General features: G+C 55.4%; 14 protein-coding genes. 5 read left to right on the forward strand and 9 right to left on the reverse strand.

Features of this window, described 5'->3' with window-relative positions; translation table 11 throughout:
* Nucleotides 1-5: 5 nt before the first annotated feature.
* Both nirD and nirB read right to left on the reverse strand, forming a co-directional pair.
* Entirely contained in the window at nt 6-332 is a 327-nt protein-coding gene (gene nirD / locus BEI65_RS11945) for a nitrite reductase small subunit NirD (RefSeq protein WP_085119802.1), read from the reverse strand.
* A complete protein-coding gene (nirB, locus tag BEI65_RS11950) occupies nt 329-2,878 on the reverse strand; it encodes a nitrite reductase large subunit NirB (RefSeq protein ID WP_099063522.1) in 2,550 nt (849 codons plus the stop codon). Before nirB ends, nirD begins: the two co-directional genes overlap by 4 nt.
* A 303-nt stretch (nt 2,879-3,181) precedes the next feature.
* Here nirB and BEI65_RS11960 point away from each other — a divergent pair, with 303 nt between their 5' ends.
* Nucleotides 3,182-4,450 carry a cytosine deaminase gene (locus tag BEI65_RS11960; RefSeq protein WP_304528415.1) on the forward strand — a complete coding sequence of 423 codons (1,269 nt, stop codon included), beginning with the start codon at nt 3,182-3,184 and terminating at the stop codon, nt 4,448-4,450.
* Between the two features lie 55 nt (nt 4,451-4,505).
* Here the strand turns inward: BEI65_RS11960 and BEI65_RS11965 are convergent, their stop codons facing one another.
* From BEI65_RS11965 to BEI65_RS11985, 5 genes are all read right to left on the reverse strand, one after another.
* On the reverse strand, nt 4,506-5,657 hold the full coding sequence (locus BEI65_RS11965) for a Fic family protein (protein ID WP_099063524.1): 1,152 nt from the start codon (nt 5,655-5,657) through the stop codon (nt 4,506-4,508).
* Nucleotides 5,658-5,878: 221 nt separating this feature from the next.
* Nucleotides 5,879-7,063, reverse strand: a complete 1,185-nt coding sequence (gene tsgA, locus BEI65_RS11970) for an MFS transporter TsgA (protein WP_099063525.1) — start codon at nt 7,061-7,063, stop codon at nt 5,879-5,881.
* Between the two features lie 312 nt (nt 7,064-7,375).
* Nucleotides 7,376-8,356: a LacI family DNA-binding transcriptional regulator gene (locus BEI65_RS11975; protein WP_099063566.1), complete on the reverse strand. Its 981-nt coding sequence runs from the start codon at nt 8,354-8,356 to the stop codon at nt 7,376-7,378.
* A gap of 95 nt (nt 8,357-8,451) precedes the next feature.
* Nucleotides 8,452-9,759 carry a 6-phospho-beta-glucosidase gene (locus BEI65_RS11980; protein ID WP_099063526.1) on the reverse strand — a complete coding sequence of 436 codons (1,308 nt, stop codon included), beginning with the start codon at nt 9,757-9,759 and terminating at the stop codon, nt 8,452-8,454.
* Complete coding sequence (locus BEI65_RS11985) at nt 9,756-10,094, reverse strand: PTS lactose/cellobiose transporter subunit IIA (protein ID WP_099063567.1); 339 nt, start codon at nt 10,092-10,094, stop codon at nt 9,756-9,758. The genes BEI65_RS11980 and BEI65_RS11985 overlap by 4 nt, the downstream gene beginning before the upstream one ends.
* A 356-nt stretch (nt 10,095-10,450) precedes the next feature.
* Between BEI65_RS11985 and ppiA the strand changes: the two genes are divergently transcribed.
* The 3 genes from ppiA to btsR all read left to right on the forward strand — a co-directional run bounded on the left by ppiA (nt 10,451) and on the right by btsR (nt 13,592).
* The gene (ppiA, locus tag BEI65_RS11990; RefSeq protein ID WP_099063527.1) at nt 10,451-11,020 is read left to right on the forward strand and encodes a peptidylprolyl isomerase A; all 570 of its coding nucleotides are present in this window, start codon (nt 10,451-10,453) and stop codon (nt 11,018-11,020) included.
* 161 nt (nt 11,021-11,181) lie between these two features.
* Nucleotides 11,182-12,867 carry a sensor histidine kinase gene (locus BEI65_RS11995; RefSeq protein ID WP_099063528.1) on the forward strand — a complete coding sequence of 562 codons (1,686 nt, stop codon included), beginning with the start codon at nt 11,182-11,184 and terminating at the stop codon, nt 12,865-12,867.
* Nucleotides 12,867-13,592 carry a two-component system response regulator BtsR gene (gene btsR / locus BEI65_RS12000; RefSeq protein WP_099063529.1) on the forward strand — a complete coding sequence of 242 codons (726 nt, stop codon included), beginning with the start codon at nt 12,867-12,869 and terminating at the stop codon, nt 13,590-13,592. The genes BEI65_RS11995 and btsR overlap by 1 nt, the downstream gene beginning before the upstream one ends.
* Here btsR and BEI65_RS12005 read toward each other — a convergent pair whose 3' ends face one another.
* Both BEI65_RS12005 and BEI65_RS12010 read right to left on the reverse strand, forming a co-directional pair.
* Nucleotides 13,593-13,871, reverse strand: coding sequence for a type II toxin-antitoxin system RelE/ParE family toxin (locus BEI65_RS12005; protein ID WP_099063530.1), 279 nt, complete (start codon nt 13,869-13,871; stop codon nt 13,593-13,595).
* A gap of 17 nt (nt 13,872-13,888) precedes the next feature.
* Nucleotides 13,889-14,158, reverse strand: coding sequence for a CopG family ribbon-helix-helix protein (locus BEI65_RS12010; RefSeq protein ID WP_099063531.1), 270 nt, complete (start codon nt 14,156-14,158; stop codon nt 13,889-13,891).
* A 230-nt stretch (nt 14,159-14,388) separates the two neighbouring features.
* Here BEI65_RS12010 and BEI65_RS12015 point away from each other — a divergent pair, with 230 nt between their 5' ends.
* Complete coding sequence (locus BEI65_RS12015) at nt 14,389-15,915, forward strand: helicase HerA-like domain-containing protein (RefSeq protein ID WP_099063532.1); 1,527 nt, start codon at nt 14,389-14,391, stop codon at nt 15,913-15,915.
* Nucleotides 15,916-15,996: the final 81 nt, after the last annotated feature.

The raw sequence follows: 15,996 nt of genomic DNA on the forward strand, positions 1-15,996 counted from the left end.
AAATATCAGGCCGCGACCTGCACCATGCCGTCCAGAACCCGGCTGGTAAAATGCGCGACGGAACGGCTGTCATCTTCCAGGCAGTAGCCGTCGTGCAGGCGGAAATGTTGTTTTTTTAGCGGGCTGGCGACCCACAGTTCACCCTGATGTTCGGCGATCAGGCCGCGTGATAACACGCTGGCCTGGGCGAAGGGATCAATATTGCTGATGGCAAACACCTGTTCGTCGGCATAAGGGCGGAATATCGCTACCTGTTGCTCGCCGATCAGGGCACACACGCCGGTGCCGGGCAGAATATCGGTGATGGGGCAAAGGGTTGTCCACTGGCTCATACGTTGTTCTCCTCAGCTTCCAGCAGGGTGACAGGAATACGCTCATCCGGACGCGCCGGCCGATGCTGATCGCGCTCGGCGACCACCTGGACGTTAGGATCGCGCTGGCTGCTGTTGATAAAGTGGGCGAAGCGCACCTGGGACTCAGGGTGCTCAAGGGTTTCTTTCCATTCGCAGACCACCGCGTCGCGCAGGCGGGCGATCTCGGCTTCCAACTGGTCGTTAATCCCCAGTTTGTCGTCAATGATCACCTTACGCAGATAATCGATGCCGCCTTCCAGGCTCTCCAGCCATACCGAAGTGCGCTGCAGCTTATCGGCGGTGCGGATATAGAACATCATAAAGCGATCGAGATAGTGCTCCAGCGTCTCGCGGTCGAGATCCGCTGCCAGCAGGTCGGCATGGCGTGGTTTCATCCCGCCGTTACCGCAAACGTACAGGTTCCAGCCGTTTTCGGTGGCGATAATGCCGACGTCTTTGCCCTGGGCTTCGGAACATTCACGGGTGCAGCCGGAAACGCCAAACTTCATTTTGTGCGGGGTGCGGATCCCTTTGTAGCGATGTTCCAGCTTGACGCCAAAGCCGACGCTGTCGCCGACGCCAAAGCGGCACCAGGTGCTGCCGACGCAGGTTTTGGACATGCGCAGCGCCTTGGCGTAGGCGTGACCGGTTTCAAAGCCGGCGGCAATCAGCTTGCTCCAGATGGCCGGCAGGTCGTCTTTCTGCGCGCCGAACATGCCGATGCGCTGGGAGCCGGTCAGCTTGGTGTACAGGTTGTATTCCTTGGCGATTTGGCCGACTACCATCAACCCTTCCGGCGTGATTTCGCCGCCTGGAGAGCGTGGGATCACCGAGTAGGTGCCGTCTTTCTGGATATTGCCGAGGAAGTTGTCGTTGGTGTCCTGCAGCGGCGTGTGCTGCGGTTTGAGAATGTATTCATTCCAGCAGGAGGCCAACAGTGAACCGACGGTAGGTTTACAAACTTCGCAACCGTAGCCTTTGCCGTATTTGGTCAACAGTTCGTCGAAGGATTTGATGCCTTCAACGCGGATCAGGTGGTACAGCTCCTGGCGTGAATAAGCGAAGTGTTCGCACAGGTGGTGGTTGACCTCGATACCCTGTTTGCTCAGTTCGGCGTTCAACACCTGAGTGATCAGCGGGATACAGCCGCCACAGCCGGTGCCGGCTTTGGTTTCGGACTTGATCGCCGCGACGGTATGACAACCCATGCTGACCGCTTTGATGATATCGCCTTTGCTGACGTCGAAGCAGGAACAGATTTGTGCGGTTTCCGGCAGGGAGTCGACGCCGATGGCCGGTTTGCTGCCCGCATGTGCCGGCAGGATCAGACCGTCCGGGTTTTCCGGCAGTTCGATGGCGTTCAGTGCCAGCTGCAGCAGGTTGCCGTAGTCGCTGGTATCACCGACCAGCACCGCACCCAACAGGGTTTTGTTGTCGGCGCTGACCACGATGCGTTTATAAACTTCTTTGCTCTCGTCCAGATAGACGTAGCTGCGTGCGCCTTCGGTGCGGCCGTGGGCATCACCGATACCGCCGACGTCGACGCCCAGCAGTTTCAGCTTGGCGCTCATGTCGGCACCCATGAAGGTGTTTTCACGGCCCAGCAGATGATCGGCGGTGACCTGCGCCATTTTATAGCCCGGCGCTACCAGGCCGAAGGTGCGTTCACGCCATGAGGCACATTCGCCGATGGCATAAACGTCAGGATCGGAGGTCTGGCAGCTGTCGTTAATCACGATACCGCCGCGGCGGGCGGTGGCCAGACCGCACTGGTGAGCCAGCTTGTCCTGGGCACGGATGCCGGTAGAGAAGACGATAAAGTCCACTTCCAGCGCGGTCCCGTCGGCGAACTGCATGGTTTTGCGCGCCTGCTCCCCGCCGTTGACGATTTCCTGGGTATTTTTACCGGTATGGACTTTGACGCCCATGCGTTCGATCTTGCGACGCAGTTGATCGCCACCCATCGGGTCGAGCTGTTCGGCCATCAGTACCGGCGCAAATTCGATGACGTGAGTTTCAACGCCGAGACTTTTCAGCGCCCCGGCAGCTTCCAGACCCAACAGGCCACCGCCGACCACCGCACCGCGTTTGCTGCGGCGTGCGCAGGCTTCGATGGCGTTCAGATCTTCAATGGTTCGGTAGACGAAACAGTCCTGGCTTTCGGAGCCTTTAATCGGCGGGATCCACGGATAAGAGCCGGTGGCCATGATCAATTTATCGTAATAGATGGTACGGCCGGTATTGGAGTGAATGACTTTCTCACTGCGGTTGATGGTGATGGCGCGTTCGCCAACCAAAACCTTTACGCCCTGCTTCTCGTAAAAGCCTTCGCGTACCAGCGAAAGTTCTTCAGCGGTGTGGTGGGAGAAATAAGAAGAAAGGTGTACGCGATCGTAGGCGATGCGCGGTTCTTCGCAAAATACGGTGATGTCGAACTGGTCTTTGTCTGCTTTTTCCAGCAGATCTTCGATAAACCGGTGGCCGACCATGCCATTACCGATGACAGCAAGTTTGACTCTGCTCATTATTGCCTCAAAATTCTGGTTTCCTAGCGTTACCTTATTCCTCCCTGTGGGCAATTTATTGATGCAAATCAATCGCCCCTCCATATACCTCTAATGTGGTATATGAATGATTTTTATCGTTATTTGATAAGTTGCGGTTTTTATTCATCTTTAGCTGAAACGAGCCAGTTAATGCGAATTCTACCCATTCGGGAGTAATCGGTGGTGGAATAAATTATTGGCGGCTTTGTCAGTATGATCCGCTGCCAGTATGATGAATAAAACAGGCTGGAACAGCAGAGGTGAAGGGTGGCCAAGAGTCCATTGAAGTTTATCGATAACCTGCGTCTGAGCGGGCATGAAGGGCTGTGGCAACTGGCGATTGAGCAGGGGCGCATCGCCCATATCGTGCCGCAACCGGAAGGGCAGGAATGGCGCAGCGATGTGCTGGATGCGCAGGGCGGGCTGGCGATGCCGGCGTTTGTTGAGCCACATATCCATCTGGATACTACCCAAACCGCCGGGCAACCGGCCTGGAACCAGTCGGGTACCCTGTTTGAAGGGATTGAGCGCTGGGCAGAGCGCAAGGCGTTGCTGACCCATGAGGACGTTAAGCAGCGCGCCTGGCAGACGCTGAAATGGCAAATCGCCAACGGCGTGCAGTACGTGCGTACCCACGTTGACGTTTCCGACCCGACCCTGACTGCGCTGCGTGCAATGCTGGAGGTGAAACAGGAAGTTGCCCCCTGGGTCACGTTGCAAATCGTCGCTTTTCCGCAGGAAGGCATTATGTCCTATCCCAACGGTGAGGCGCTGTTGGAAGAGGCGTTGCGGCTGGGGGCCGACGTGGTGGGGGCCATTCCGCACTTTGAGTTTACGCGTGAATATGGCGTGGAGTCGCTGCACAAGGCATTCGCTTTGGCGCAAAAATACGATCGGCTGGTGGATGTCCACTGCGATGAAATAGACGACGAGCAGTCGCGCTTTGTCGAAACCGTGGCGGCGCTGGCGCTGAAACTGGATATGGGGGCTAAAGTCACCGCCAGCCACACCACGGCGATGCACTCTTACAATGGTGCGTATACGTCACGGCTGTTCCGCCTGCTGAAAATGTCCGGCATCAATTTTGTCGCCAATCCGCTGGTGAATATTCACCTGCAGGGTCGTTTCGACAGCTACCCGAAACGGCGCGGCATCACCCGGGTGAAGGAGATGCTGGAGGCGGAAATCAACGTCTGCTTTGGTCATGATGATGTGTTCGATCCCTGGTATCCGCTGGGCACCGCCAACATGCTGCAGGTACTGCATATGGGACTGCACGTGTGCCAACTGATGGGATACGGGCAGATCGACGACGGGCTGAAACTGATCACCAGCCACAGCGCGCGCACCCTGAATCTGACCGACTACGGCCTGACGGCGGGCAACAGTGCCAATCTGGTGATATTGCCTGCGGATAGCGGCTTTGATGCGGTGCGCCGACAGACGCCGGTGCGTTACTCGATACGTCAGGGCACGGTGATTGCCGAGACCCAGCCGGCGGAAACCACGCTGTATCTGGCGCAGGACGAGAAAGTGGATTTCCGGCGTTAAGAGCGGGCTATCGACCGATTTTCTTTGGTTACCAATGCTTTATCACACATTGTTGTTAATCATTGCGCAATACATCTACATAGGTCTGATAGACGTAGCTTTTGCCTCTTAGCCGGCCTGTCGTTTCCATCAGGATCCCTGCATTTTCCAGCGCTTTGACGGCGGCGCTGGCAGTAGGGAAGGAGACGGCTAACTCCGCCTGAGCGCGTTCCACAGTCAATTTCGGCATGGTGGGTAATAACTCAAAAAGGCGCAGCGTTTGTAATGTACTTGATGCAGTAGCGAGAATTTTTTTCCTGTCAGTTGCGATCAACGAAGCTATCTGAATGATGCTTCGTTGTGCTTCCTCTGCCGCTATTTCAATCCCTTCAAGAAAGAAAACCACCCACGATTCCCAGTCCCCATTGCTCCTGATTTCAGATAAACAACGGTAGTACTCAGCCTGATGAGCTTTCAGATATCCTGACAGATACAATAATGGCTCAGGCAAAAGTTTCCATGTCTCAAGTAACATGGCGATCAGCAAACGACCTATACGGCCATTTCCATCAAGAAAAGGGTGAATGGTTTCAAACTGGGCGTGCACCAAAGCTATCCTCACCAGGGGGGGCAAGGTAGGTGCTTCATCGTGTATAAAAATCTCAAGATCTGCCAGTAAACGGGTGACATGCTCTGGTGGTGGTGGAACATACGCCGCATTACCTGGTCGCGTACCGCCAATCCAGTTCTGACTGGTTCGTACACTGCCTGGCTGCTTATTGGTACCCCGAATGCCATCCAGGAGAACTTTGTGGGCCTCTGTGAGTAAGCGGACCGATACAGGTAATCCCGTCGGAGAGAGTATCTGCTCGCGGACAAACCTGAATGCCTGCAGATACCGGGTGACTTCCTCGACATCATTCGCATTGGTTACAGACAATCCGGCTTCTTCATCAAAAACATCTGTCAGCGTCGCCTGAGTCCCTTCAAGTTGAGAGGTGAGTAATGCTTCTCGCCGTATTGCACTGTAGATGAGCCACTCCCCCGATGTCACTAGGCCAGTCATACCTGATAGTCTTGCCAACCCAAGTTCAGCTCGGGCATTGAGTTGTTGATAGGCTTGGGAATCAAGGACAGGAGCAGACGGCGGTAAAGGCACAGGCACAAAGGCATTAACGGTTTCATGATGACTCTGGGTTGTCATAAATCGGCCAGATGTGCGCTTCATTAAACTCTCCTTTAATAAGGCTGAACGTTATTAAACAACTCTTTAATAACATGAGCGCTGATTAAAAGTCTTTTTAATTAGTTGAGGTCATGAAGACAAGTGGCAAATCGCTTATGGGCCCGGACTCATTTTGTCCGCCAACACATAGAAAAAATCCGGTGAGGGGGACTCACCGGATTTTGATCTCTTGGTAAAAGCGCGTGTTACATCGCGCTGGCAGATCAGTTGGTCACGTGGCCGTGGCTGCGGTGCTTGGTCACGAAGCCGAGCAGCAGACACATCACGAACACCGCCAGGTACAGGCCGTTGGCGGTTGTCAGCGCTGCGTGTGCGCCGCCTTTGGCTACGATCGGGCCGGTGACCACGAAGGTCAGCATGGTGCCGATGGTGCCGCAGGTCAGAATGAAGTTAACCAGTTTCGGTGAGGAAACCTTGGTCTGCAGCGAACCCAGAGTGATCAGCGTGGTGTAGATCGCGCTGGAAACGAAGCCCAGAGCCATAATGTAGTAGCCCAGGTGTTCCGGATTATCGGTGCTGACAAACAGGTACATCGCGCCGGTCGCCAAAGCGGCCAGAATAGTGACGATGCGCTGCAAATCGAAGAAGCGCAGGATAAAGCTGAATACCCACATGCCGATCATGTACGAGGTCCAGAAATCACTCACCAGCTTACCGGCCTGGCTGATATCCATCCCGAACGACTTGGTGGCGTATTCCGGTACCCACTGAATGAAACCCAGCTGGCCGAGGATGTAGCACAGTGCGGCGATCGACAGGAACAGCACGCCGATACCCCATTTTTCTTTCACTACCGGCTGGCTGGCGTCGGCGCCTTTGTTGCCCAGCACCGGGAATTCGGAGAACAGGGTCAGCACAAAGATACCCACGTACAGCAAGCCGATGCAGGCATACACCCAGTACCAGCCGATCTGACGTGCCAGCAGCATCGCGGCGACAATCGGGAAGATCATCCCGGCCATGCTGAAGAAGGAGTCAGTGAACAGCAGGCGCGAACCGCGCTGGCGGCCGGCGTACATATGGGTGATCAGGAAGGTGCCTATCGACATGGTGATACCGCTGACCACGCCAAGGATAAACATGCACAACGAGAACATGGTCAGGCTTTTGCTCAGCATCAACCCGGCAACCGCCAACAGCATCAGCACAAAGCCAAACATCAGTTGACGTTTCAGCGGGATAATTTCCATCAGCCAGGCATTGAGGAAGATAGAAATCAAAATACCGGCGTTAAGAAAGGTAAAAGTATTGCTCATGCTGGAAACCGGCAGATTAAAGTACTCTGCAATGTTCCCCATCACCATCCCTGTGACGATAACTAAAGCACCGGTCAGCGCATAAGAAAAATAGCTGATCCAGGTAAGCCGTAGACGGTTGCTGTCATTCATTATATAGGCCTGATTATGTCTGTTAAGATTATTCCCGTCGCCTTTCGAACCGCAGCGTTGTTACCTGCACTAACACCCCCCACTCACTTACCTAAGTAAGCTCCAGGGGATGAGTGAGCTGGGCGCCTAGCTGCAATTTGAAATTCATAGGGTATAACGCTGGATTAGGGCCGCTGGCTTTTCCTGGCAAAAGCAGAAAAAAGTCCCGATCAGGCCACCAGGGAGCGGATCCTAGCACAGACAACGGGAGTTTTTGTGATGGCTATCTACTTTTTGATGCAATCAATGAGAGAGCCTGAAATATTTTGTGATCTATTTATTCACCGTCGCGATCGAGTCGCGGCTGATGACGATTGGCGTGAAGCTTACCTGTGGGGTGGCCGGGTCGATCAGCAGGCGGGCGGCGTATTGCGCCATTTCGGTAATCGGGAAATGTACGCTGCTCAGTGCCGGGCGGACGAAGGGCGCGCGCTCGCCGCTGTCATAACAGATCAACGAGATGTCCTGTGGTACCCGCAGACGGTGTTCGTTGATCGCCAGCAGCGCACCGATGGCCATCTCTTCGTTGCAGCAATAGATAGCCGTGGGCGTGGTTTTCATTTTTAGCAGTTGATCGGCGCAGCGATAGCCGCTCTCCAGATCGTAGAGCCCTTCGGTGCAGGCCACCGGTTTGATATGCGCCGCCTGCATGGCCTGTTCAAAACCCTGCAGTCGCAAAAGGCTGGAAGGGCGGTCACGCGGGCCGCTGATGCAGGCGATGTGGCGGTGGCCGGCATCAATCAATTGTTGTGTCGCCATGCGACTGGCGTAGGGATGATCGAAGGTGACGCAGTGCGCTTCCAGGCCCGGCACCAGACGATCGAGCAGTACAAAGCGGTGTTGCTCCGCTGCCAACTGGCGCAGTTGGTCATCGCTGAGGAAACGGACATGCAGGATCACCCCATCGCAGCGCAGGCTGAACAGCCGCTGGATCGCCTGCCATTCGTTTTCTGCGCTGTTGCGCCCCTGAGTCACCAACAACTGCTTGCCGTGGGATTCGGCTTCAGTTTGCACAAAGTCCATCAGCGCGCCGAAGAAGCCGCCGCGATAGGAGGTGGTAACCAATCCCAGGGTATTGCTGTGGCTGGAGGCCAACGCGCGGGCGGCCGGATTGGGCGTGTAGCCAAGCTGGGCCACCGCCTTTTCGACCTTCTCGCGGGTTTGCCCTTTAACGTTGGTATCGCCATTCACAACGCGTGACACGGTGGCGCGGGACACACCCGCCAGGGCTGCGACATCTTCCAGTGTCACCATCATCCGACTCCTGATTACGACAAAAATGGGGCCGACGTATCGACCCCTGCATACTAGTTATAGCAATGTATCAGCAACCCTGGCTGGCCCGGCGGTTATTTGAACTGAGGCAGATAGGGTGCGTTCACCGCCAGCACTTCATCCAGCAGCGGCTGTGCCACATTGGCATTGCCGACCAGTGGGTTGGTGACCAAGGCCAGCAGGCCACTGCGGCGATCGCCATGCACCGCAGCTTCGATGGTCAGGCGCTCATAAGCTTTCACCTGTTGGGTCAGCGCATGCATAGAATCCGGCAGCGTGCCGAAGGTCAGCGGATGGGCACCCTGAGCATCGATGATACAGTTGGTTTCTATCACAGCGTCGTCCGGTAAACCGCGAATAGCGCCACGGTTTGCGGTATTGACGACTAATTGCGTCCCGAGATTATTATGGATCGCACGGATTAGCTCCAGCGCCACTTCCGAATAATATGATCCACCGCGGAAACTTAACTGTTCCGGTTTGCTGTCGAGATGCGGATCGGCATACAGCTCAAACAGCTCTTTCTCTACCTTCATTACCTGCTCGGCGCGGGTACCGCGTTCGGCCGCTGCGGCAATTTCCTCGGCCAGCATCTCTTTGGTTTGGTAGAAATAGCGGTGGTAGGGGCAAGGGATCGCCCCTACGGCGCGCAGGAAATCTGGCTGCCAAGGCTCTTCCTTGATGTTATTCATGGTCAGCGCTGCCCCATCACACAGCATGTCGATCACCTTGCCGGTGACGTCATGACCGTTTTGCAGCACCTGATGTACCCACACCATGTGGTTCAGCCCGGCGAACTGCAGTTGCACCTCCTGATAAGGGCTTTTCAGCATATTGGCAATCATGTGATGCATGCTGATCGGCACGTTACACAGACCGATGATTTTTGCTTTGGTGTAGCGGGAAACCGCTTCGGTGACGATGCCGGCCGGGTTGGTGAAGTTGATGATCCAGGCATCTGGCGCCAGTTTTTCCACTCTGCGTGCAATATCCAGCATCACCGGAATGGTGCGCAGCGCCTTGGCGAAGCCGCCAACGCCGGTGGTTTCCTGGCCGATCAAATCGTATTTCAGCCCCAAACGCTCGTCGGCGGCGCGCGCCGGCAACTGGCCAACGCGGAACTGAGTCAGCACGAAGTTGGCGTCGCGAATGGCCTCATCCAGTTCGAAATGTACGCTGACCTTCACCTGCTCCAGCCCGTGACGTGCCAGCATGCGTTCGGTCAGCGCGGCGATGATCTCAACCTTTTCGCGGCCAGGCTCAACGTCCACCAGCGCCAGTTCGGTCACCGGCAGCTCTTCGATACGCTGGATCAAACCATCGACCAATTCTGGCGTGTAGCTGCTGCCGCCGCCAATCACGGCTATTTTCAACGATTTCATGCGCGGGTCTCCAACTGGGCCTGACGGCGATAAAGCTCAATCATGTCATCCGCCAGATCCTGGATCACCATGGCGTTCATCAGATGATCCTGGGCATGAACAGTAATCAGGTTGATGGTCAGTTTGCCGCAGCCTTCGTCCAGACCGATCAGTTGGGTCTGAATAAGATGGGCTTTTTTCACCGACTGTTTGGACTCGGCCATATGCTTGGCTGAAGCGGTAAAGTCGCCGGCGCGTGCTTGCTGCAGAGCCATCAGCGCACTGCTACGGGCGCCACCGGAGAACACCAGCAGCTCCATGATGGTGCTTTCAAAATCGGCGCTGATTTCAGTCATCAATTCACTCACATTATTTCTCCTGTTATTGCGCGGCAGCGGTGCCGGCGGACATTCATTATTCTTGTCTTTGCGCTCAAATGAGAGCGCTCTCATTTATCTAGAGTAACGGGAATGGAAAACGAAACCGGGAGTTGTGTCGCAAAAAGCGACGAAGGCGTAAAAAGGGCAAAAAATGCGTGATGCATTTGGCAAAAAGGTCTAAGGCGATCATACTTTTGGCAGTAAAATCCGGGGCTGACTGAGATATGTCCCACTATTACGTAAATATAGGTAAATGGCTGGCACTCGCAGGTTCAGCTCTTTAGAATCAAGGCGCTTTTCCGTTGTTTGTCTCTCAGAGAAAGGACCCGTTAATGTTCAAACGTACTTTAGTGACCTTCGTTGCGCTGTGTTCCCTGACAGCAATGACACCCGCCGCGCTCGCCGCCGGTGAAACTCATGTCATGCTGACCACCTCAGCAGGGAATATCGAATTGGCGCTCGACAGTCAGAAGGCTCCGGTTTCCACTAAGAACTTCGTCGACTACGTGAACAGCGGCTATTACAACAACACCGTTTTCCACCGCGTGATCCCGGGCTTTATGGTTCAGGGCGGTGGCTTTACTGCAGACATGCAGCAAAAATCCACCCAGGCGCCAATCAAGAACGAAGCGGATAACGGTTTGCGCAACCTGCGCGGCACCATTTCGATGGCGCGTACCGCCGACAAAGACAGCGCTACCAGCCAGTTCTTCCTCAACGTGGCGGATAACGCCTTCCTGGATCACGGCCAGCGCGACTTCGGTTACGCGGTATTCGGCAAAGTGGTCAAGGGCATGGACGTGGTAGATAAAATCTCCCAGGCGCCGACCGGCAACGTCGGTCCGTACCAGAATGTTCCGAGCAAACCTATCGTCATCCTGTCAGCGAAAGTGCTGCCATAATGATTTTGCGCCGGCCCCAGGTGGGCCGGCTGCGTTGCTTTCCCCGGAAGCCTTGCCTGCATCACTGTTTTTTCCCCCGTCACATGCTTTAATCGCCAGCTTATAATCAGACCGGAAACCCGGCGTTTTGCATCTGTTTTCTTAAGGGATGAGCTGCTGCCATGTTCGAATTTAGCCAGGTGCTGCTGCTGTTGCAGCAGATGTGCGTTTACCTTGTCATTGCTTATTTACTGAGCAAAACCCCGCTATTCATTCCGCTGACGCAGGTGACCATCCGCCTGCCGCACAAGCTGCTGTGCTACGTCATTTTCTCGGTGTTCTGCATCATGGGCACTTATTTCGGTCTGCATGTCGAAGGCTCGATTGCCAACACCCGCGCCATCGGTGCGGTGTTAGGCGGCCTGCTGGGCGGGCCTTCGGTGGGCCTTTTAGTGGGACTGACCGGTGGTCTGCACCGTTATACCCTGGGGGGCATGACCGATATCGCCTGTGCGGTATCAACCGTAGCAGAAGGGCTGGTAGGCGGGCTGGTGCATAGCATTGCCATGCGTCACCGGCGTATCGACTTGCTGTTTAATCCCCTGTTTGTCGCCGGGGTCGCGCTGGTGACCGAAGTGCTGCAAATGGTGATTATCCTGGCGATTGCGCGCCCATTCGACGAGGCACTGCGGCTGGTGGAGCATATCGCTTTGCCGATGTTGATCGCCAATACGGTGGGGGCCGCAATGTTCATGCAAATCCTGCTGGATCGGCGAGCGATGTTCGAAAAGTACACCGGCGCGTTTTCCGCCAAAGCGCTGAAAATTGCCGAGCGTACCGAGGGGATCCTGCGACAGGGGTTCGATCAGGAAAACAGCATGAGGGTGGCGCGAGTGATTTACCAGGAACTGGGTATCGGCGCCGTAGCGATAACCGACCGCGATAAACTGCTGGCGTTTATCGGCATCGGTGACGACCACCACCTGCCGGGCACGCCGATCTCGTCAAAGCACTCGCACCGTGCGATCGACAACAACGAAGTGGTCTATGCCGACGGCAATGAGCATTCTTACTGCTGCTCGATTAATCCCAGTTGCAAACTGGGGTCGACATTGGTGATCCCGCTGCGCGGTGAGAATCAGCGAGTGATCGGCACCATCAAGTTGTATGAGCCGAAGAGTCGGTTGTTCAGCACCATCAACCGTACGCTGGGTGAAGGTATCGCCAGCCTGTTATCCGCACAGATTATGGCCGGCCAGTACGAGCGCCACAAACAGCTGCTGGCGCAGTCAGAAATCAAATTACTGCATGCGCAGGTCAATCCACACTTCCTGTTTAATGCCCTGAATACGCTGGTGGCGGTGATCCGACGTGACGGCGACCGGGCCTGTGAGTTGGTGCAAAATCTTTCGACCTTTTTCCGTAAGAACCTCAAGCGTTCCGGTGATGAAGTCAGCCTGGCGGACGAGCTCGAACACGTGAATGCCTACCTGCAAATTGAACTGGCGCGTTTTGCCGATCGGCTGGAGGTGGTCGTTGCGTTACCGCAAGAGTTGTTGGCGGTTCGGTTACCGGCATTTTCACTGCAGCCGATTGTTGAGAATGCCATCAAGCATGGCACTTCGCAGTTGCTGGGCGTGGGGCGGATTGATATTGGCGCGCGGCTTGAAGGCGGCTGTTTGTTGCTGCAGGTCACCGACAATGCCGGATTATTCCAATCGCAGCCGAACAACAGTGGGCTGGGGATGAATCTGGTGGATAAGCGGATCCGCGTGCGTTACGGCGACGCCTATGGGGTACAGGTGGCCTGCGAGCCGCAAACATTCACCCGCATTACGATCAATGTCCCCTTGGCGAGGGCCGCCTGATGTTAAACGTACTGATTGTCGATGACGAACCTTCCGCACGCGATAACCTGCGGCATTTGCTGGAAGCTGAAGAAGGCATCTCTATTGTCGGCGAATGCGCCAATGCGATAGAGGCTATCAGCGGCATCCATCGTTTGCAGCCGGACGTGGTGTTTTTGGATATCCAGATGCCGCGCATCACCGGGCTGGAGATGGTCGGCATGCTCGATCCCAACCGTATGCCGCATATTGTGTTTCTGACCGCTTATGATGAATACGCGGTGCAGGCCTTTGAAGAGCATGCGTTTGACTACCTGCTGAAACCGGCAGAACCGAAACGACTGAGCAAAACGCTGCAGCGCCTGCAGCAGCAACGCGAGCCGCAAAATATCGCCGCGCTGGACGAAAGCGCCGGCTACCTGAAATACATTCCCTGCACCGGCCACAGCCGCATCTATTTGCTGCGCTTTGATGAGGTGGTGGCTATCCGTTCACGGCTGAGTGGGGTGTTCGTGGTCCGCAATGACGGCATGGAGTGCTTTACTGAGCTGACGCTGCGCACGCTGGAAATGCGAACGCCGCTGGTGCGTTGTCATCGACAATACTTGGTTAACCTGGAGCTGGTGCGCGAGATCCGCTTTGATGACGGTGGCGCGGCGGAAATGATCATGCCGGTCGGCGAACCGGTACCGGTCAGCCGCCGTTACCTGAAAGCGCTAAAAGAAGAGCTGGGGCTGCGTGGTTGATTAATCTTTTGGCCATTGGCGGCGGGCGTGTACTACCGCCAATATGATAAGTGGGCCGTTGGTTAATTCATAAATTAGCAAGTAAGAATGATGAATGACTAACTCACGGGTACCTGAAGCCCGGCCTGGTTTGCCGCTCAATGGGTTTTGGGAGAGGCGGGCCGTAGCCGCGGAAATCAGAGCGTCAATTTCTGCGGCAGCGACTGGATTCTTTGATGCCAGATAGTCATAAATTGCCATACGGTCGGCAATCGCGGGTTCCGTCCACTTGAGCTTCACGATATTTCCTTATCGTATTACCGCATTGATTTTTCCCTGCGTTCGGCGAAGTAAGCCTCAACATCTTCATCATCAACGATTTTCCCTTCATGAAGTGCTTTCCGGCTTATTTCCACTTTTTCCTGTAGCCATTGCTCGTATTCTTTTTGCTGAGATTGGTGACAAACAAAATCCCGCATGAAATCACGTAACAGTTGAGATGCAGTACGATCTGCTGCTTTTGCCGCGCTGGCGAAAGCCATTTTTAATTCATCATCCACTCGGATCACCACGGTAGATTCAGACATGGTATGTACCTCGTATATACAGCGTCTTGCTTACTATATCACTGCTGTTTTATTGTTCAAGCCGACTGTGATCGGCTAACCCTGTGCTAAGCGGAATCCTAAATTTATTCTCCTGCGAGCAGGTTGGTAGCTCCGTTTTTGTTTGTCCTTGACGGGGTTACGCCACGCTTATAGCTTTATTGACATCAACTGGCGCTTTTCGCGCCACGTCAGCGTCCAAGGAAAAGAAAATGAGTGAAGCACGGATTATTGCCAAAGCGATGAAAGACGGGAAACCGGAACAGGATCTGGTGATCTTGCCCGCGTTGGCCAACCGCCATGGTCTGATCACCGGCGCGACCGGGACCGGTAAAACCGTGACGCTGCAAAAAATGGCTGAGCAATTCTCGCGTATCGGCATTCCGGTATTTTTGTCCGACGTGAAGGGCGACCTGTCGGGGATTGGCACCGAGGCCGTGCCCTCCGAAAAACTGCAGGCGCGCCTGACGGCCATTGGCGTCACTGACTGGCAGCCACAGGCATGTACCCTTATTCCGTGGGACATCTACGGCGAGAAGGGCCACCCGATCCGCGCCACCGTGTCTGACCTGGGGCCGCTGCTGCTGGGCCGCTTGCTGGATCTGAACGAGGTACAAAGTGGCGTGCTGCAGTTGGTGTTCAAAATTGCCGACGATAATGCGCTGCTGCTGTTGGATATGAAAGATCTGCGCGCCATGGTGCAGTACGTGGGTGACAACGCCAAACAGTTCCAGACCCAATACGGCAATATTTCTTCGGCTTCGGTGGGCGCTATCCAGCGTGGGCTGCTGACGCTGGAAGAGCAGGGTGCCAACCAGTTCTTCGGTGAGCCGATGCTCGACATCAATGATCTGATGAAAACCGACGCCAACGGCCACGGCATCATTAACCTGCTGGCGGCGGACAAGCTGATTAACCAGCCGAAGCTGTATTCGGTGTTCCTGCTGTGGCTGCTGGCCGAGCTGTTTGAACACCTGCCGGAGGTGGGTGACCCGGAACAGCCGAAGCTGGTGTTCTTCTTCGATGAGGCACACCTGCTGTTCAACGACGCGCCGGCGGCATTGCTGACCAAAATCGAGCAGGTAGTGCGTCTGATCCGCTCCAAAGGCGTCGGCATCTACTTTGTGACCCAGAACCCGCTGGATATCCCGGACAGCGTGCTGGGTCAATTAGGTAACCGTGTACAGCATGCGCTGCGTGCCTTTACTCCTCGCGATCAAAAAGCGGTGAAAGCCGCGGCGCAAACCATGCGTGCCAACCCGGCCTTCGACGCAGAAACGGCGATCACCGAACTGGGCGTGGGTGAGGCGTTGGTGTCGTTCCTGGATGAGAAAGGGCGACCTAACGTGGTGGAACGGGCGATGGTGATCGCGCCGGAATCCAAAATGGGTATGCTGGGGGCGGAAGGGCTGAACAGTGCGATCAATAAATCGCCCTTGTACGGTCGTTACGAAGATATGGTTGATCGCGAATCCGCTTATGAGAAGTTGTCATCGGCAGGTTTTGCTACCGTCGGCACGCCGCAACCGGGTCAGCCGACATCGCAACCGCAGGCACAGCAGCCGGCAGGCGGTGGTTTGATGGGCGGCCTGAACGATATCCTGTTCGGTTCTACCGGCCCACGTGGTGGCAAGCATGACGGCATCGTCCAGACCGCGGCCAAGAGCATGGCGCGTGACCTTGGCCGCCAGATCTTGCGCGGTGTGTTGGGCTCGATTATGGGTGGCCGTAAAAAGTAAGCTGAAATTATCGCTGGCGGCAGTATTGTAGGGGCGTTGTATAATGCGCCGGTGTCAATCGGGGCTAGCCCCTTACAATGC

The organism is Serratia sp. BW106 (assembly GCF_002607755.1).
Classification (GTDB): Bacteria; Pseudomonadota; Gammaproteobacteria; order Enterobacterales; family Enterobacteriaceae; genus Serratia; species Serratia proteamaculans.

Bases quoted from the DNA above. Each gene is read 5' to 3' on its own strand.
- nirD (WP_085119802.1), bottom strand. From the start codon at position 332: ATGAGCCAGTGGACAACCCTTTGCCCCATCACCGATATTCTGCCCGGC.
- nirB (WP_099063522.1), bottom strand. From the start codon at position 2,878: ATGAGCAGAGTCAAACTTGCTGTCATCGGTAATGGCATGGTCGGCCAC.
- BEI65_RS11965 (WP_099063524.1), bottom strand. From the start codon at position 5,657: ATGAAGCGCACATCTGGCCGATTTATGACAACCCAGAGTCATCATGAA.
- tsgA (WP_099063525.1), bottom strand. From the start codon at position 7,063: ATGAATGACAGCAACCGTCTACGGCTTACCTGGATCAGCTATTTTTCT.
- BEI65_RS11975 (WP_099063566.1), bottom strand. From the start codon at position 8,356: ATGGTGACACTGGAAGATGTCGCAGCCCTGGCGGGTGTGTCCCGCGCC.
- BEI65_RS11980 (WP_099063526.1), bottom strand. From the start codon at position 9,759: ATGAAATCGTTGAAAATAGCCGTGATTGGCGGCGGCAGCAGCTACACG.
- BEI65_RS11985 (WP_099063567.1), bottom strand. From the start codon at position 10,094: ATGACTGAAATCAGCGCCGATTTTGAAAGCACCATCATGGAGCTGCTG.
- ppiA (WP_099063527.1), top strand. From the start codon at position 10,451: ATGTTCAAACGTACTTTAGTGACCTTCGTTGCGCTGTGTTCCCTGACA.
- BEI65_RS11995 (WP_099063528.1), top strand. From the start codon at position 11,182: ATGTTCGAATTTAGCCAGGTGCTGCTGCTGTTGCAGCAGATGTGCGTT.
- btsR (WP_099063529.1), top strand. From the start codon at position 12,867: ATGTTAAACGTACTGATTGTCGATGACGAACCTTCCGCACGCGATAAC.
- BEI65_RS12010 (WP_099063531.1), bottom strand. From the start codon at position 14,158: ATGTCTGAATCTACCGTGGTGATCCGAGTGGATGATGAATTAAAAATG.
- BEI65_RS12015 (WP_099063532.1), top strand. From the start codon at position 14,389: ATGAGTGAAGCACGGATTATTGCCAAAGCGATGAAAGACGGGAAACCG.